This window comes from Pseudacidovorax sp. NFM-22 (genome assembly GCF_021401245.1).
GTDB lineage: Bacteria > Pseudomonadota > Gammaproteobacteria > Burkholderiales > Burkholderiaceae_C > Xenophilus.
This window is the reverse complement of the sequence record NZ_JACBFY010000005.1, coordinates 342,556-357,466: the sequence shown is the minus strand read 5'-3', so window position 1 is coordinate 357,466 and position 14,911 is coordinate 342,556. Positions and strand designations below refer to the sequence as shown.

The window sequence follows — 14,911 nt, the reverse complement described above, 5'->3', positions numbered from 1 at the left end:
CGGCTCACCGGCCGCTGAACTTCGGCGGCCGGCGCTCGGACATGGCCTGCACGCCCTCGCGGAAGTCCTCGCTGCGGAAGTGCGCGAACTGCATCTCGCTTTCGCGCGCGACCGCTTCGCGCAGCTGCGGCATCAGTTCGCGCCGCAGCGTGGCGCGGGTGGCCTGCACGGCGATGGGGGCCGAGAGCGCGATCTCGTGGGCCAGGGCCAGGGCCGCGCCGCGCACGGCCTCGGGCGCATCGACCAGCTCGTCGACCAGCCCTAGCGCCTGCGCCCGGGTGCCGTCGATGCGCTGGCCGGTGTAGAAGAGCAGGGCGGCCTGCTGCGGGCCGACCAGCCGCGGCAGCGTGACCGACAGGCCGAAGCCGGGATGGAAGCCCAGCCGGTTGAAGTTGGCGCTGAAGCGCGCCTGCGGACAGCTCACGCGGAAGTCCGCGGCCAGCGCCAGGCCCAGTCCGCCGCCGATGGCCGGCCCGTGCACCGCGGCCACGATGGGCTTGCCGGTGGCGTAGATGCGCAGTGCCTCGGCATAGATCGGGTTGAGCGCGCGCGGGCTGGTGGCCGCGGTGGCATCGGTGTCGCCGCCGAAGTTGGCGCCGGCGCAGAAGGCCGTGCCCTGCGCGGCCAGCACCACGGCGCGGCAGTCGGCATGGGTTTCGAGGTCTTCGAGCGCATCGGCGATGGCGCGGATCAGCGGCACGTCGAAGAAGTTGTGCGGTGGGCGGCGGATCTCGAGGACGGCGACGTGGCCGTCCATGTCGACGCCGAGGTCGGTGTGGCTGCGTGGGGGCATGAAAGTCTCCAGGATATGAAGGGGAGGGCCGGGCGCCGCACGCTGAAGCGCGAGACGCCCTGGGCGCAGCTCACTCGGCCGCGGTCGCGGAGAACTGCCGTTGCGTCATCGCCGGCCAGAAGCCGGCCGCGCGGGCGCGGATGGCCGCGGCGCCCAGTCGCTGCGCCCACCAGGCGTCGGCACCATAGGCGGCGCGCCAGGCCCACAGCCGGCGCGTGGCGAAGTGCAGCGCATGCTCGTGCGTGAAGCCGATGGCGCCCAGCACCTGGTGCGCCGTGGCGGCCACGCGCGTGGCGGCCTCGCCGCAGCGCACCTTGGCCGCGGCCACGCCGAAGTCCACGCGCGCGGCACGCTGTGCATCGCCGAGCCGGAAGTCCAGCCCCGCCGCGCGCACCGCCATGCGGGCCGAGGCCACATCGCCCGCGGCCTGCGCCAGCATCTGCTGAAGTGCCTGGTTCTTGCCGATGGGCCGGCCGAACTGCACGCGGTCGTTGGCGTACTGGATGGCCTCGGCCAGCGCCCATTCCATGGCGCCGACCATCATGGCCGCATGCAGCAGGGCGGCCGTGCTGCGCAGTGGCAGCGCGATGCCGAAGGCTTCGGCCGGCAGCACGGCACGCACCGCGACGCCCGCCAGGCGCAGGCGGTCGGCGGGCAGACCGGCGAGGTCCAGGCCCGGCTCGCAGCTGAGGCCGGCGGCATCCTTCAGGTCCACCACGGCGATGTCGCCCTGCGGCAGTTGCACGAGTGCCCAGGCGGCTTGGCGGCCCCAGGGCACGGCAGGCGCTTCGCCGCTCAAGTGGCGACCGTCCCCCGTCAGTGCCAGCGTCTGGCCCGGCCCGGCGTCGATCAGCGTGCCCGGCCCCGCCAGCGGCGCATGTCCCGCGCAGGCGAGCAGGGCCAGGCCGGCGGCCGTCTCGGCCAGCGGCAGCGGCACGCGGTGGCGGCCCAACTCCTCGAAGATCGGCAGCGCCTGATCGGGCGTGAGGCCGAAGCCCTGATCGCCCGCCGCCAGCGCCGCCGCAAAGCCGGCCTCTTCCACCTGCAGCCACAGCGCCTGCGGAAAGCCGCCGGCCTCTACCTGCGTGTTGAGCGCGGCCGCGGCCGCATCGGCGAACAGGCGCGCGGCGCTGTCCTGGATCATCTGTTGGTCGTCGTTCATCGCAGCCCCATTCCTTTTGCCAGCATGCCCCTCAGGATCTCCCGCGTGCCGCCGCGCAGGGAGAAGGACGGCGTGGCCAGCACCAGGTGCCGCTGCACGCGCGCCAGGTCGCTCTCGGGCGGCATGCGGCCGCCGAAGAGTTCGTGTGCCAGGTCGGGCAGGCCCTGCTCCAGCAGGGCGCCCTGGTCCTTGACGGCCGCCGCGGCCAGGCCCGGGTTCTGGCCCGCGGCCAGCATGCCGGCCACGCCCAGCGACATCTGCCGCAGCGTGGCGTACTGCGCCGCCAGGCGGCCCAGCACCAGCTGGTGGTGCGGGTTCTCGGCATCGGCGGCGTCCAGCATCTCCAGCATGAGCTGCGTGCTGCTCATGTAGCGCTCGGGGCCGGAGCGCTCGAAGGTCAGCTCGGTCGTCACCTGGTGCCAGCCTTCGCCCTCGGCGCCGATCAGGTGGTGCCCGGGCACGGGCACCTCGTCGAAGGTGACCTCGTTGAACTCGTGATCGCCCAGCTGGTTGACGATGGGCCGGATGGTCAGGCCGGGGCTGCGCATGTCCACGAGGAACTGCGACATGCCCGCATGCCGGTCGGCGCTGGCCGGCGCGGTGCGCACGAGGGCGATCATGTAGTGCGCCTTGTGCGCGGCCGAGGTCCACACCTTGCGGCCGCTGATGCGCCACCCGTCGCCATCGCGCACGGCCCGGGTGCGGATGGAGGCCAGGTCCGAGCCCGAATCGGGCTCGCTCATGCCGATGCAGAAATGGCATTCGCCCCGCGCGATGCGTGGCAGCAGCTCGGGCGCCAGCACCTCGGGCGAGTAGCGCATGAGCAGCGGACCGCTCTGGCGGTCGGCCACCCAGTGGGCCGACACGGGGGCGCCGGCGGCCAGCAGCTCTTCGAGCACGACGTAGCGCTCGAGCATCGAGCGCTCGCCGCCGCCGTAGCGCCGCGGCCAGGTCATGCCGATCCAGCCGCGTTGGCCAAGGGCGCGGCTGAACTCGGGGCTGTAGCCCGACCAGTTGCGCGCCCGCTCGTGGGGCGGCAGGTCGCCGAGCGTCTGCGCGAGAAAGTCGCGCACCTCGGCGCGCAGCTGCTCGCAATCGGGCGGCAGTTCGGCCGGACGGATGTCCAGGGCTTGCATGGCTTGTCTCCTTCGAAGGGGCGTGCCGGGCAGGAGCGTCCGGGTCAACACCTAAAGCAACTTGCTTGTTGGTCAACAAATATAAGTGCTAGAGTCCGGCCAAGCAAGCGAGGTCCCCCTCGGGCCTTCCCGGACTTGCGTGAACCCACAGCTACTCAGACGGAGACAACCCATGACCCTTGAACGTCGCGCCTTCCTGGCCGCGGTGGGCGCCATCGGCGCCAGCGCCGCGCTGCTGGCGGCCAGCCCGGCCGCGCTGGCCCAGCCCGGCTTTCCCACCAAGCCGCTGCGCATCGTGGTGCCCTTCACCGCGGGCAGCGGCTCCGACTCGGACTCGCGCTTCTACGGCGACCTGCTGGGCAAGAAGCTGGGGCAGCCGGTGATCGTGGAGAACCGGCCGGGCGGCAGCGGCCTGGTCGCGGTGCAGTCGGTCAAGTCGGCCCCAGCCGACGGCTACAGCATCCTTTTGGCCAGCAACTCGCCCATGTCGGTCAACCCGGCCGTGATGAAGAACCTGCCCTACGACCCCTTCAAGGACTTCAAGCCGCTGGTGGGCTCGGCCGTCGGCCCGGCCGGCTTCGTGGTGAAGGGCGACTCGCCCGCGCACAGCATCCAGGACGTGGTGGCCGCGGCCAAGCGCGAGAAGCGGCCCGTCGCGGTGGGCAACTACTCGGCCGGTTACCAGCTGGTGGCGGCCTGGCTGGGCACGGCCTCGGGCGCGCAGATCAACCACATCAACTACAAGGGCGGCTCGCAGATGGTCACCGACGTGATCGGCGGCCAGCTGGAGCTGGCCATCGTCGACCCCTCGGCCTTCATCGAGATGCAGAAGGAAGGCCGGGTGCGCATCCTGGCCGTCACCGGCGCCAAGCGCATGAGCACGCTGCCCACGGTGCCCACCATGATCGAGAGCGGCTTCGCCGACTTCGAGACCTATGTGTGGAGCTCCTTCTTCGTGCGCAGCGACACGCCCGCCGACATCACCCAGAAGCTGATCGGCGCGATGGCCGAGGTGATGATCCAGCCCGAGGCGGTGGCCTATCGCCAGCAGCGCGGGGGCGAATTTCTGGACCTCAAGGGCGACGAGATGCGCAAGTTCCAGCAGCGCGAGTACGAGCGCTTCAAGCGCGTGGCCGAAACGGCCGGCCTGGTCCAGCAATGACGATGACCCGGCCGGTGGACGCCTCGGGCGCGCCGGCCCTTTTCCTTTCGATGCCATGAAGCCTTCCGAGCAACCCTCTCCCGCCGCCAGCGGCCCGCTGGCGGGCCTGCGCGTCCTCGACCTCACCGCCGTCGTGCTGGGCCCATTGGCCACGCAGATCCTGGGCGACCAGGGCGCGGACGTGATCAAGGTCGAAAGCCTGGAAGGCGATCTGATGCGCGCCAACGGCGTGTCGCGCCATCGCGGCATGAGCTCGATCTACCTCAGCATCAACCGCAACAAGCGATCGCTGGCGCTGGACCTCAAGCGGCCCGAAGGGGTGGAGGCCCTGTTGCGCCTGGCGGCCACGGCCGACGTGTTCATCCACAACATGCGCGTGCCGGCCATCGAGCGCCTTGGCCTGGGCTACGAGGCACTGCGCCGCGTGCGGCCCGACATCGTGTACTGCGTGGCCACCGGCTACCAGGAAGGCGGCGCCTTCGCCGGCAAGCCGGTGTTCGACGACATCGTGCAGTCGGGCTGCGGCCTCGTGGACCTGAACCTGCGCGACGGCGCCCAGCCGCGCTACATGCCCACGCTGGTGGCCGACAAGGCCGCAGGGCTGATGGTGGCGCAGGCCGTCACCGCCGCGCTGCTGCACCGTGCGCGCAGCGGCCAGGGCCAGTACGTGGAAGTGCCCATGTTCGAGGCCATGACCGCCTTCACCCTGGTCGAGCACCAGGGCGGTCATGCCTTCGAGCCTGCCGCCGCGGAGCCCGGCTATGCGCGTGTGCTCAATGGCGGCCGGCGGCCCCTCGCCGTGCGCGACGGCCATATGACGGTGCTGCCGTACTCGCCCGCGCACTGGCAGGCGCTGTTCGAGCGCACCGGCCAGGCGGCCCTGCTGCAGAAGTACGGCCCCATGGACCGCAGCCAGCTCAATGCCCGCGTGCGCGAGCTGTATGCCGACCTGGCCGCCGTGGTGGCCGACATGGACTGCACCACCTGCCTGGCGCTGTGCGAGGAGCTGGACATTCCAGCCACGCGCATCTATGCGCTCGACGAGCTGCGGGAGCATCCGCAGCTGGCCAGCGTGGGCCTCTTCGAGACCCATGAGCATCCCACCGAAGGCCCCACCGTGCAGGTGCGGCCGCCGGTGCGCTTCGGCAGCACGCCAGCACGCATCGCGCGGCTGGCGCCCGGGCTGGGCGAGCATTCGGCCGAGGTGCTGCGCGAGGCGGGGCTGTCGGACGAGGAGATCGAGGCGCTGGCCGCTGCCGGTGCCGTGAAGCAGGCCGCCTGAGTGCCCTGGGGAGGCGGGGCCCACGTCCGTGGCGCCCCATTGGGCCCGCAGACCTACTGCACTGCTGCTTCGGCGCGCCGCTTCATCTCGGGCGTCAACGCCGTCGTTCGGGACGGCAAGGGTTCGGCGCCACGCGGTCCGCTGCGCTCGATGTCGGCAATGAGCATCTTCATCTCGGCAATCTCCCGCACCTGCGCCTCGATGATCCCGTCGGCCAGCTTGCGAACCCGAGGGTCCGCGATGTGGGCACGGCTGCTGGTCAGCACCGCGATGGAGTGATGCGGAACCATGGCGCGCATGTAGGCCAGATCGTTGACGGTGGCCTGGGACCTGACCAGGCCCAACCCCGCAACGAACAACACTACGGCGATGCCCATGACCGCCAGGTTCATCCGCTTGTTCGGGTACATGCTCCACATGAACCCCATCATCACGGCGGTCATGAGGCCGCCCATGATCAGCGCCATGAACACCCGGGTCCAGCTGAACAGCACGTGGTCGAGCTGATAGGTGTTGAGATACATCGCGCCCCAGCCCAGGACGGTCGATGTGGCGACCATCGCCCAGAAGCGCCCGTAGCGGCTCGACTTCATCGCGTGGCTTGGGTGCTCGGGGCTCGGAGCTTGCTCAGCGGCTCGGCGCTCAGGGATGGGGGGTGTTGGGATATCCATAACGGCCTCCAGAGGGGATGCGACATGGGGACCCAGGGTACGCCGCCCCATCGCCAGCCCTCGTAGTCCCGCTTCCAATGCGAGGACGGGGTGGCGCGGATGAGGGATGGGGCAGGCGCAGCGGCGAAAAGCCCTGAGGCCGCGGTCAGCCCGCGGCCGGCGGGGCTGAGGCGTCCTCGATGTCGATCTCGAAGTTCTCCAGGAAGCGGCTCACCATCATGTAGAAGCCGATCACCAGCGTCAGCTCGGCCACCAGGGCCGGCGACAGTTGCTTGCACAGGGCCTCGAACATCGCATCGGGCGCCTTGACGTGCTCGACCACCTGGTCGACGTAGTCCAGCACCATGCGTTCGGTGGCGTCGAGCGCACCCGTGTCGGCACCCAGCTCCAGGGCCGCCACCTTGTCGTCGGCCAAGCCCACGCTGCGCGCCACGCGCCGGTGCTGGTGCACTTCGTAGCTCGAACCGCACAGCAGGCCCACGCGCAGGATGGCGATCTCGCGCAGGCGCGAGTCCAGCCGGTTCTCGCGCAGGATGGCGCCGCCCAGCGCCAGGAAGCCCTCGGCCACCTTGCCGGCGTGGGGCAGCATGCGGTAGAGGTTGAGCGGTGGACGCGAGCCGATCAGCTGCCGATAGGTGTCGGAGGCTTGGGCGAGGTCGAAGTAGGGAACGCGGGCCATGGGGTGCAGTAGGTCGGGCGCATCGGCGGACAGGCTGCCGACGCAATGGAGAGTAGGAAAGGCGCTCAGCGGCTTTCGGCGCTGGTGCTGGCGATGAGCGACTTGTAGAGCGTGACCTCGTCGACCATCATCTTCTGGATGGCGGGCATGTCGTCGAGCATCGGCTCGGACCCATTCGCCCGCAGGAAGGCCGGATAGTCGGGGCCGTGCAGCACGCGCTGGATGGCGGCCATGAGTTTCTCGGTGACCGGAGCCGGCGTCTCGCTGCGCACCAGGAAGACGTCCCAGCTGTAGTACGAGAAGTCCGGCAGCCCGCTTTCGGCCACGGTGGGCACGTCCGGGTAGTTGGGATGGCGCGTGGTACCCGTCACCGCCAGCGCGCGGATCTTGCCGGCCTTGATCAGCTCCTGCGTGGCCGTGGCGTCGCCATAGCCGATGTCGATGCGGCCGGCCGCCAGGTCGGGCAGCGAGGCCGGGTAGCCCTTGTACGGCACGTTGCGCAGCTTGATGCCGGCCAGATTGGCCAGGCGCTGCGAGGTGAGGTAGTAGCCGTCGGAGTACGTGCCGATGGTCAGCGCCTCGGGCTTGGCCTTGCCCACCTCGATCATCTGGCGGATCGTCGTGAACTTGGAGTCCGGCGGCACCGTCAGGATGGCTGGCGCGCGCAGCATGCCGCCGGCCAGCTTGAAGTCCTTGAACGGGTCGTAGGGCAGGCTCTTGCCGTAGGCGACCGGAATGGTGATGCCCGACGAGCTGCCCACCAGCAGCGTGTAGCCATCGGCCGGCGCCATGCGCACGGCCGAGAAGGCGATGACGCCATTGGCGCCGGGCCGGTTGTCCACCACCACCGGCTGGCCCAGCTCCTTGCCCAGCGCGTCGGCGAAGTTGCGGGTGCTGGTGTCCAGGCCATTGCCGGCGGGGAACATCAGGATGATCTTGAGCGGCCGGTCGGGGAAGGCGCCGCCGCCCTGCGGCTGGCCTTGCGCCCGCACCGGCGCTGCGGCCAGAAGGCCTGCGCCCATGAGCAGGCCCATGACGGCGCCGAGCGCGCGGCGGCGGGGCGTTCGAGGAAGGTGCGTCATCGCGGAGTCCTTTCTTGGGTTCGGTTCACGGGGCAGGGAAGAGGCGCGCGCTCACGGGGCCGAGCGCGCCGTCATGCGGGACAGGGGCGCGTCGTAGCCGGGCTCGAGTTCGATGTCCATGGACTGCAGGAAGCGCCCCACGCACACATAGAAGCTCGCCGTGAGCACCAGCTCCACCACGGCGGCATCGTCGAAGCCGCAGTGCTTGAGCTGCATCAGCGTGGCGTGCGAGGCGGCCGGACCGCGCGTGACCTCGTCGGCCAGTTGCAGCGCGGCGCGCTCGGCTTCGTCGAACAGGTCCGACGTCTGCCAGTGGGCCAGGGCGTCGATCTGTGCCTCGGTCACGCCGGCCTCCAGGGCCATGGGCACATGGTGGGCCCATTCGTAGGCCGTGCCGGAGATCTGCGCGCCGCGCAGGATCAGCAGCTCGCGCAGCGGGCGGGGCGTTTGGGCGTTCTGCCGCAGGGGCCAGGCGAAGTCGAGCCAGCCGCGGAACATGGCCGGTGCCGTGGCGAGCACGCGGTAGAGATGCGGCATCTCGAAGTCCGGGCCGCGGGCCTGGCGCACTTCGTCGAAGAGGGCGGCGGCCTGCGGGTCGGCCGGATGCTGGGGGAGCAGGGGAATGCGGGCCATGTTCAGCCACCCTTGCTCTCGCGCTTGTCGGGAGCCAGTCCGGGCGACGGCGCCTTGCCGGCCGTGGCGCCCGCATCCACCGGCAGGATCACGCCCGTGACCCAGCGGGCCTCGTCGCTCGCCAGGTAGGCCACCGCCTGGCCCACGTCCCAGCCCGAGCCCTCGGTCTGCAGCAGCGAGCGCATGCGCCGCTCCTCGCGCACCTCGGGCGTCATGCGGCCCGCGACCATGGGCGTGTAGACCATGCCGGGCGCCACGCAGTTGACGCGGATGCCTTCGGTGCCGTGGTGCGCGGCCATGGCCCGCGTCATGTTGACCACCGCGCCCTTCGATGTCGGATAGAGCAGCGCAGGCGTGCCGCCCATGAGCCCCGCCACCGAGGCGATGTTGACGATGGCGCCATGGCCCAGCTTGCGCATCTCGGGGATGGCGTAGCGGGCCATCAGCATCATCGAGGTCACGTTGATGCGCAGCGCGCGGTCCCACTCCTCCAGGTCCAGGTCCACGGCGCTGCCGCCGGGGCCGCCGATGCCGACGTTGTTGACCAGGATGTCGACGCGGCCCCAGGCCTCCACGGCTGTGGCGACCGCTTGTCGGCAGGCCTCGGCCTGCGACACGTCGCAGGCCAGCGTGATCGCCTGCCCGCCCTCGGCCGCGATGGTGCGCTCGGTTTCGCGCGCGGCCTCGGGCTCCAGGTCGAGCAGCAGCACGCGGGCGCCGCGGCGCGACAGCAGGATGGCGGCGGCACGGCCGTTGCCCACGTCGGCCGTGCGGGAGCCGGCGCCGGTCACGATGGCAACGCGGCCGTCCAGGCGGCTGCTGGCGGGCTGGGAATGGTCGGCGGCGCCGAAAGGGGTCGGGATGGTGTTCACGCGGGGCCTCGGGGCCGATGGCCCATGGAGTGGATGGCCCCAGCGTAGGTCTGCACGCCGCCGCTTCAGAAGAGCGTTTTCCCCAGGGTGAAACGTTTCACCGCGAGGTGTATTTAGTGCCTTGGCCCCGCCGCGGGCCGCCCGTCAGGTGCGCGGGTTGCGCGCGCGGCGCAGGGGGAGGGTGGGCGCGGGCCCGGTCGATGCACGGGCCACGAAGCGTGCCGGCGCCAGCACCTCGCGCGGCTGCGCGGGCGGCTCACCGCGCATGCGCCGCAGCAGCATGTCGACGCCGGCTTCGGCCGCGACCTCGTGGTCGATGGCGATGCTGGTGATCGCCGGTTGGTGGTGGCGCGCGAAGTCCGGATCGCCCAGGCTCACGATGGAGACGTCGCGCGGCACCTGCAGCCCCAGCGCCTCGATGGCGTTGAGCGCATCGGCCAGCACGCTGGTGCCGGGCACGATCAGCGCCGTTGGCCGGTCGGCCGGCCGCAGCAGCTGCAGCACTTCGTCATACGCCGGGCTGGTGGAGGCGCCCAGCCGCACCACCCGGTCCGCGCGGAAGCCGATGCCTGCCGCCTCCAGCCCCGCCTGGAAGCCTTCGAGGCGCCGGCGCATAGGGCGGTTGGGCACGTCGGCAATCAGCAGCGCCACATCGCGGTGCTGCAATTCCGCCAGGTGCTGTACGGCGTCGTGCAGGCCGCGCAGGTGGTCGAACAGCACGCGGTCGTGCGCGACGTCCATGTCGCGGTCGAGGATCACCACGGGCAGGCCCAGCCTGTCCATGGTCTCCAGCAGCGCGGGGTCGCGCTCGTTGCCGGGCGCGATGATGGCGCCGTCCATGCGCCGGCTCTGGAACATCGACAGGATCTCGCGCTCGCGCTGCACGTCGTTCAGGCTGTTGGCCAGCAGCACCATGTAGCCGGCCTTGTGCAGCTTGGTCTCGAAGGTCTGGTAGAGCCGCGCATAGAGCGGGTTGGCCACGTCGGTGAACATGCAGCCCACCGTGCGAGAGCTGCGCGAGCGCAGGGCCTGCGCCGTCTGGTCGGGCGAATAGTCCAGCTCGCGCATGGCGCGCTCCACCCGGGCCCGCACTTCGTCGCCGACGTTGCCGGCCTTGTTGATGACCCGCGACACGCTGCCGAGCGAAACGCCTGCGAACGCCGCCACGTCCTTGATGCTGGCGCGTTTGGCGTGGTGTTTCATGGGCGGGTGAGGGGCGCTGAAGGGGGCGGATTCTAGGGGCGCCTCTGTTGCCAGCGCCTGTTGCCGTCAGCGCGTCGTCTCGTCGGCCGCCGTGGCCAGCTCGGTCAGCTCGAACAGCAGCGGCACCACCTTGCGCTCGATCTTCGACGCGCTCATCTGTGCCGACGACCCCGCGCAGTTGAAGCTGAGGATGCCTTGCGCAGGCAGGTGCACGGCCCGCGCCACGCCCACCACATCGGCCACCCACGAGGCCTGGCACCAGCCCTGCTCCTGATGGTGCTGAACGCCCTGGGCGATCTGCGCGCGCAACGCGGCCCGGTCCCCCGTGTGGCGTGCCACCAGGTGGGCGATGTGCGCCGCGCGGGCGTCCGCCGGCATGCAGGCCAGTGCCGCCGTGCCCAGCGCGGTGTAGGTCATGGGAATGCGCACGCCAGGCGCGATGCGCATCAGCGTCTCGCGGCGGGCGCGGCGGAAGGTGTCGACATAGACCATGTCGTCGCCGTCGGGGGCGGCCAGGCTCACGCTCACGTTGTGGCGCTCGGCCGCCTCTTCCATGCGGGCCAGCACCTTCTGCCGTGGGGAGGCAAGGGCCTGGAAGGCCGCAAAGCCCAGGCTGATGCAGGCCGCCGTCGGCGCATAGCCGCGCGAACCCGGCAACTGGCGCAGCAGCCCCGCCTCGACCAGGGCGCCGGTCATGCGGCTGACGGTGGACGGCGCCAGGCCGCTCAGCTCGGCTAGCGCGCCATTGGTCAGCACCGAAAAGCCCGGCCTGAAGGCCTTCAGCAGCGACAGGCCGCGGCGCAGGGTCTGGTTGGTGCCGGTGTCGGCGCGTGCGATGGGCTTGCGTGGGCGCAGGGCAAATCTCCTGGGTGGAGGGCGAAGACGGGGGCATTTTCCATTGGGCGGAAATGAACGCCGCGCAGCCGTTGAGAAAGCCTGCGCTGCCGCCCATGATCGACGGCGGTTTGCACAACAACGGAGACAGCGTCATGACCCCGCATTCCTTCACTCGCCGTCGGTGGCTCGCGCGGCTTGGCGGCGCAGGCCTCGTGGCCTCTTTGGCGCCGCATGCCCTGGCAGCGCCCGAGCCCTTTCCCTCCCGGCCGATCAAGCTCGTGGTGCCCTTCCCGCCCGGCAGCGGCACGGACATTGCCGCCCGGCATTTCGCACGCCTCATCGGCGAGCTGTCGGGCCAGCCGGCCATCGTCGAGAACAAGCCCGGTGGCAATGGCTTCATCGCCGTGCAGCTGGTGCTGAACGCGCCGGCCGACGGCTACACGGTGCTGCTGGGCAGCAATTCGACGCTGGCGACCAATGCCGCGGCCTTCCGCAAGCCGCCCTACGACCCGGTGGTCGACCTGGCGCCGATCTCGCTGTTGGTCGGCGCGCCGGTGATGCTCGTGGTGCCGCCCAACTCGCGCTACCGCGCCGTGGCCGATCTGGTGGCGGATGCGAAGCAGCGGCCGGGCGCACTCAACTACGGTTCGGGCTCGATCTCGTACACGCTGTATGCGGAATGGATGGACCAGCTCGCCGGCATCAAGGCGACGCCCATCAACTACAAGGGTTCGGGCGACGCCGGTGCCGCCGTCATGGCGGGCAATGTGGACTTCGCCATCGTCGATGCGAGCAGCACCGTCGAGCTGGTCAAGTCGGGCCGCCTGCGTGGGCTGATGCTCGCGGCGCCCCAGCGTTCGCCCCTGATGCCCGATGTGCCCAGTGCGCCCGAGGCCGGCCTGACCGCCTTCGACGCCTTCACCTGGGTGGGCGCGGCCGTGGCCGCCAGGACGCCACCCGAGGCGACGCGGCGGCTCGCCGAACTGTTCACCCAGGCTGGGCGCAGCGACGAAACCCGCAAGTTCTACGAAGGCCAGCTGGTGAGCATGCGGCTTTCCACGCCCGAGGAAATGCGCCGCTACCAGGTCGAGGAGATCGCGCGCTGGAAGTCGCTGGTCAGGCTCACCGGCCTGGAGCTGCAGTAGGCAGCCGCGATGCAGACCCCTTTCTCCATCCCATCACGGCGGCGCAGGGCGCGGCCAGGAGTCGAACCGACATGAATGACGAGCTGTACCGCGGCATCTACACCCTGCCGCGCATCGAACGCGTGGTCTTTGGCGAGCCTGCGGCCGATGTGGTGGCGAAGGAGGCCACGCGGCTGGGGGCCAAGCGCGTCTTCGTGCTCAGCGCCGCGCTGCTGGCCGAGCAGACCGACGTGCCGGCACGTCTGGCTGCGGCGCTGGGTACACACCATGCCGCCACCTGGTGCGGCATTTCGGCGCACACGCCGCGCGACGATGTCATCGCCGCGGTGGACGCTGCCCGGCGCACGGGGGCGGACCTGCTGGTGGCGCTGGGCGGGGGATCGGTGATCGATGCCGCCAAGGTGGTCGCGACCTGCCTGGCCAACGAGGTCCGCACGGTCGACCAGATGGATGCGCTGCGCAAGGCGCCCGCGCAGTCCATGACCGCGGCCGGCGCTGGTGTGCGCGCGCCGCAGTTGCCGCTGTTGGCCGTGCCCACCACGCTGGCCGGCGCCGAGTTCACGGCCTATGCGGGCGTCACGCATCCGCAAACGCGCCTGAAGGAGGTGTTCACGCATCCGCAGCAGGTGCCGCGGGTCGTCGTGCTGGACCCGGCCGTGACGCTGCACACGCCAGAAACGCTGTGGCTGTCGACCGGCGTGCGGGCGCTGGACCATGCGGTGGAGGACATCTGCTCCATCGACGCGCAGCCCTATTCGCAGGGCACGGCCTTGCAGGCCATCCGCCTGCTGACACGCGCGCTGCCCGCCTCGCATCGCGATGCGGTCAACCTGCGCGCGCGGCTCGACGCGCAGGTGGCGGGCTGGCTGTCCACCGTGGGCTCGCAGGCCGGCGTCAACAAGGGTGCGAGCCATGGCATCGGCCATGCCCTCGGCGGTACGGGCGGCGTACCGCATGGGCTCACGTCGTGCATCCTCATGCCGCATGTGATGCGCTTCAACGAGCCGGTGGTGCCTGATCAGCACGCGATGATCAGTGAAGCCATGGGGCAGCCCGGCGTGCCTGCCTGGCAGGCGGTGGCGGCACTGATCGACGGGCTGGGCCTGCCGCGCACGCTGCGCGAGGTGGGCCTGGACGACGATGAGGCCATCGAGGCCGTGGCGCAGGCCGCCATGCTCGACCCATGGATCCGCACCAATCCTCGGCCGATCGAGGGGGTGGAGACGGTGCGCATGCTGCTGGAAGCAGCGCGGGGTTAGGCCTGCCACGGCCCGACAGGGAGCGCAGTCAGCGGCGCATGCCGGGCGCAGCGGCGGCGCGGGCCGTCACCGCCACGATCAGCCCGACCATGACGACCACCAGGCCCGCCGCTTCCGAGGCCGTCGGCACGTGCCCGAGCACGGGCCAAGCTATCAGCGCGGCCAGCCCTGGCGCCAGCGCAGGAAAGACGGCGGCGCGGCCCGGGCCCAGCAGCGACACCATCTTGGCGTAGGTGAAGAGGGTGCCCGCCCCCGCGATGACGCCCTGCACCAGCACCTCGGTCCAGAAGACCTGCGACGCGACGCCCATCAGCCGTGCCGAGCCCACCCACCAGAAGTAGGCCGGCACATAGGTCGCGAGCGCCGACAGCGACACCACGGCCGTGGCCAACAGCGGATCGAGCCGGTGCCGGCGCAGCAGGATGCCGAAGGCCGCCCACAGGCTGCCCGCGGCCACGAACATCGCATCGCCCAACGCTGCGCGCGCGCTGAGGCTGGCGGCGTCCAGGCCGGACACCAGCACCAGGCCCACCAGCACCACGGCGATGCCGGCCACCTTGCGTCGGCCCAGGGCTTCGCCCAGCACCAGCGCGCCGAGCGCCATTCCCATCACGCTCATGGCCGTGAAGGGAAAGACCGCCGCATGGCTGACGGGCGCGAACTGCAGCGCCCCGAACATCAGCAGCCCGAAGGGCGTGCCGGCCAGCAGCGCGACCGCCGCCCATACCTGCCAGCGCTGGGTGAACTGGGTGGCGTCCCGGCGCCAGGCGCCGATCAGCACGGGCAGCATCAGCACACCGGCCACGCCGAAGCGCAGCACGGTGAGGTCCGGCGACTGCAGGCCGCGGGCGATGCCCCAGCGTGCGAACACGGTGTAGAGCGCGCCGATGCCGGCGGCCAGCAGGCCCACCGCGATGCCGGCCACCAGTCGGGTCGGCGCGCCCGCGGCGGGCATCGGAAGAACAGGGCTGACGGCATTCATGGCGGGGCTCCTG

General features: G+C 71.0%; 15 protein-coding genes. 4 read left to right on the top strand and 11 right to left on the bottom strand.

All coding sequences use genetic code 11. From position 1 onward, the window contains the following. Positions 1-4 precede the first annotated feature (4 nt). The 3 genes from L0984_RS19250 to L0984_RS19240 form a co-directional block, all read right to left on the bottom strand. A complete protein-coding gene (locus tag L0984_RS19250) occupies positions 5-793 on the bottom strand; it encodes an enoyl-CoA hydratase/isomerase family protein (RefSeq protein ID WP_234195469.1) in 789 nt (262 codons plus the stop codon). Positions 794-863: 70 nt separating this feature from the next. Then, positions 864-1,955, bottom strand: coding sequence for an acyl-CoA dehydrogenase family protein (locus tag L0984_RS19245; protein WP_234195467.1), 1,092 nt, complete (start codon positions 1,953-1,955; stop codon positions 864-866). Next, positions 1,952-3,091 (bottom strand): acyl-CoA dehydrogenase family protein, encoded by a 1,140-nt coding sequence (locus L0984_RS19240; protein ID WP_234195465.1) that lies wholly within the window; start codon positions 3,089-3,091, stop codon positions 1,952-1,954. The genes L0984_RS19245 and L0984_RS19240 overlap by 4 nt, the downstream gene beginning before the upstream one ends. A gap of 172 nt (positions 3,092-3,263) precedes the next feature. On the opposite strand from L0984_RS19240, the gene L0984_RS19235 reads away from it, so the two are divergent. Beyond that, positions 3,264-4,253, top strand: a complete 990-nt coding sequence (locus L0984_RS19235) for a Bug family tripartite tricarboxylate transporter substrate binding protein (RefSeq protein ID WP_234195463.1) — start codon at positions 3,264-3,266, stop codon at positions 4,251-4,253. Positions 4,254-4,308: 55 nt separating this feature from the next. Then, positions 4,309-5,535: a CaiB/BaiF CoA transferase family protein gene (locus L0984_RS19230; RefSeq protein ID WP_234195461.1), complete on the top strand. Its 1,227-nt coding sequence runs from the start codon at positions 4,309-4,311 to the stop codon at positions 5,533-5,535. Between the two features lie 53 nt (positions 5,536-5,588). Here the strand turns inward: L0984_RS19230 and L0984_RS19225 are convergent, their stop codons facing one another. The 7 genes from L0984_RS19225 to L0984_RS19195 all read right to left on the bottom strand — a co-directional run bounded on the left by L0984_RS19225 (position 5,589) and on the right by L0984_RS19195 (position 11,479). Continuing rightward, entirely contained in the window at positions 5,589-6,128 is a 540-nt protein-coding gene (locus tag L0984_RS19225) for a DUF305 domain-containing protein (protein ID WP_234195460.1), read from the bottom strand. A gap of 223 nt (positions 6,129-6,351) precedes the next feature. Beyond that, positions 6,352-6,885: a carboxymuconolactone decarboxylase family protein gene (locus L0984_RS19220; RefSeq protein WP_234195458.1), complete on the bottom strand. Its 534-nt coding sequence runs from the start codon at positions 6,883-6,885 to the stop codon at positions 6,352-6,354. Between the two features lie 65 nt (positions 6,886-6,950). Next, positions 6,951-7,967, bottom strand: a complete 1,017-nt coding sequence (locus L0984_RS19215) for a Bug family tripartite tricarboxylate transporter substrate binding protein (protein WP_234195457.1) — start codon at positions 7,965-7,967, stop codon at positions 6,951-6,953. A 51-nt stretch (positions 7,968-8,018) separates the two neighbouring features. Continuing rightward, positions 8,019-8,600, bottom strand: a complete 582-nt coding sequence (locus L0984_RS19210; protein WP_234195455.1) for a carboxymuconolactone decarboxylase family protein — start codon at positions 8,598-8,600, stop codon at positions 8,019-8,021. Between the two features lie 2 nt (positions 8,601-8,602). Continuing rightward, positions 8,603-9,472: an SDR family NAD(P)-dependent oxidoreductase gene (locus tag L0984_RS19205; RefSeq protein ID WP_234195453.1), complete on the bottom strand. Its 870-nt coding sequence runs from the start codon at positions 9,470-9,472 to the stop codon at positions 8,603-8,605. A gap of 144 nt (positions 9,473-9,616) precedes the next feature. After that, entirely contained in the window at positions 9,617-10,675 is a 1,059-nt protein-coding gene (locus tag L0984_RS19200) for a LacI family DNA-binding transcriptional regulator (RefSeq protein WP_234195452.1), read from the bottom strand. A 66-nt stretch (positions 10,676-10,741) separates the two neighbouring features. Then, positions 10,742-11,479: an IclR family transcriptional regulator gene (locus tag L0984_RS19195; protein WP_255697515.1), complete on the bottom strand. Its 738-nt coding sequence runs from the start codon at positions 11,477-11,479 to the stop codon at positions 10,742-10,744. Between the two features lie 185 nt (positions 11,480-11,664). On the opposite strand from L0984_RS19195, the gene L0984_RS19190 reads away from it, so the two are divergent. Both L0984_RS19190 and L0984_RS19185 read left to right on the top strand, forming a co-directional pair. Then, on the top strand, positions 11,665-12,657 hold the full coding sequence (locus L0984_RS19190) for a Bug family tripartite tricarboxylate transporter substrate binding protein (RefSeq protein WP_234195448.1): 993 nt from the start codon (positions 11,665-11,667) through the stop codon (positions 12,655-12,657). A gap of 71 nt (positions 12,658-12,728) precedes the next feature. Beyond that, on the top strand, positions 12,729-13,916 hold the full coding sequence (locus L0984_RS19185; protein WP_234195446.1) for an iron-containing alcohol dehydrogenase: 1,188 nt from the start codon (positions 12,729-12,731) through the stop codon (positions 13,914-13,916). A 28-nt stretch (positions 13,917-13,944) separates the two neighbouring features. Here L0984_RS19185 and L0984_RS19180 read toward each other — a convergent pair whose 3' ends face one another. Further along, on the bottom strand, positions 13,945-14,898 hold the full coding sequence (locus L0984_RS19180; protein ID WP_234195444.1) for a DMT family transporter: 954 nt from the start codon (positions 14,896-14,898) through the stop codon (positions 13,945-13,947). Between the last annotated feature and the right edge of the window lie 13 nt (positions 14,899-14,911).

Coding starts and splice junctions, on each gene's coding strand:
- L0984_RS19235 (WP_234195463.1), top strand. CDS start 3,264: ATGACCCTTGAACGTCGCGCCTTCCTGGCCGCGGTGGGCGCCATCGGC.
- L0984_RS19230 (WP_234195461.1), top strand. CDS start 4,309: ATGAAGCCTTCCGAGCAACCCTCTCCCGCCGCCAGCGGCCCGCTGGCG.
- L0984_RS19185 (WP_234195446.1), top strand. CDS start 12,729: ATGAATGACGAGCTGTACCGCGGCATCTACACCCTGCCGCGCATCGAA.
- L0984_RS19240 (WP_234195465.1), bottom strand. CDS start 3,091: ATGCAAGCCCTGGACATCCGTCCGGCCGAACTGCCGCCCGATTGCGAG.
- L0984_RS19225 (WP_234195460.1), bottom strand. CDS start 6,128: ATGAAGTCGAGCCGCTACGGGCGCTTCTGGGCGATGGTCGCCACATCG.
- L0984_RS19190 (WP_234195448.1), top strand. CDS start 11,665: ATGACCCCGCATTCCTTCACTCGCCGTCGGTGGCTCGCGCGGCTTGGC.
- L0984_RS19200 (WP_234195452.1), bottom strand. CDS start 10,675: ATGAAACACCACGCCAAACGCGCCAGCATCAAGGACGTGGCGGCGTTC.
- L0984_RS19250 (WP_234195469.1), bottom strand. CDS start 793: ATGCCCCCACGCAGCCACACCGACCTCGGCGTCGACATGGACGGCCAC.
- L0984_RS19180 (WP_234195444.1), bottom strand. CDS start 14,898: ATGAATGCCGTCAGCCCTGTTCTTCCGATGCCCGCCGCGGGCGCGCCG.
- L0984_RS19215 (WP_234195457.1), bottom strand. CDS start 7,967: ATGACGCACCTTCCTCGAACGCCCCGCCGCCGCGCGCTCGGCGCCGTC.
- L0984_RS19245 (WP_234195467.1), bottom strand. CDS start 1,955: ATGAACGACGACCAACAGATGATCCAGGACAGCGCCGCGCGCCTGTTC.
- L0984_RS19220 (WP_234195458.1), bottom strand. CDS start 6,885: ATGGCCCGCGTTCCCTACTTCGACCTCGCCCAAGCCTCCGACACCTAT.
- L0984_RS19210 (WP_234195455.1), bottom strand. CDS start 8,600: ATGGCCCGCATTCCCCTGCTCCCCCAGCATCCGGCCGACCCGCAGGCC.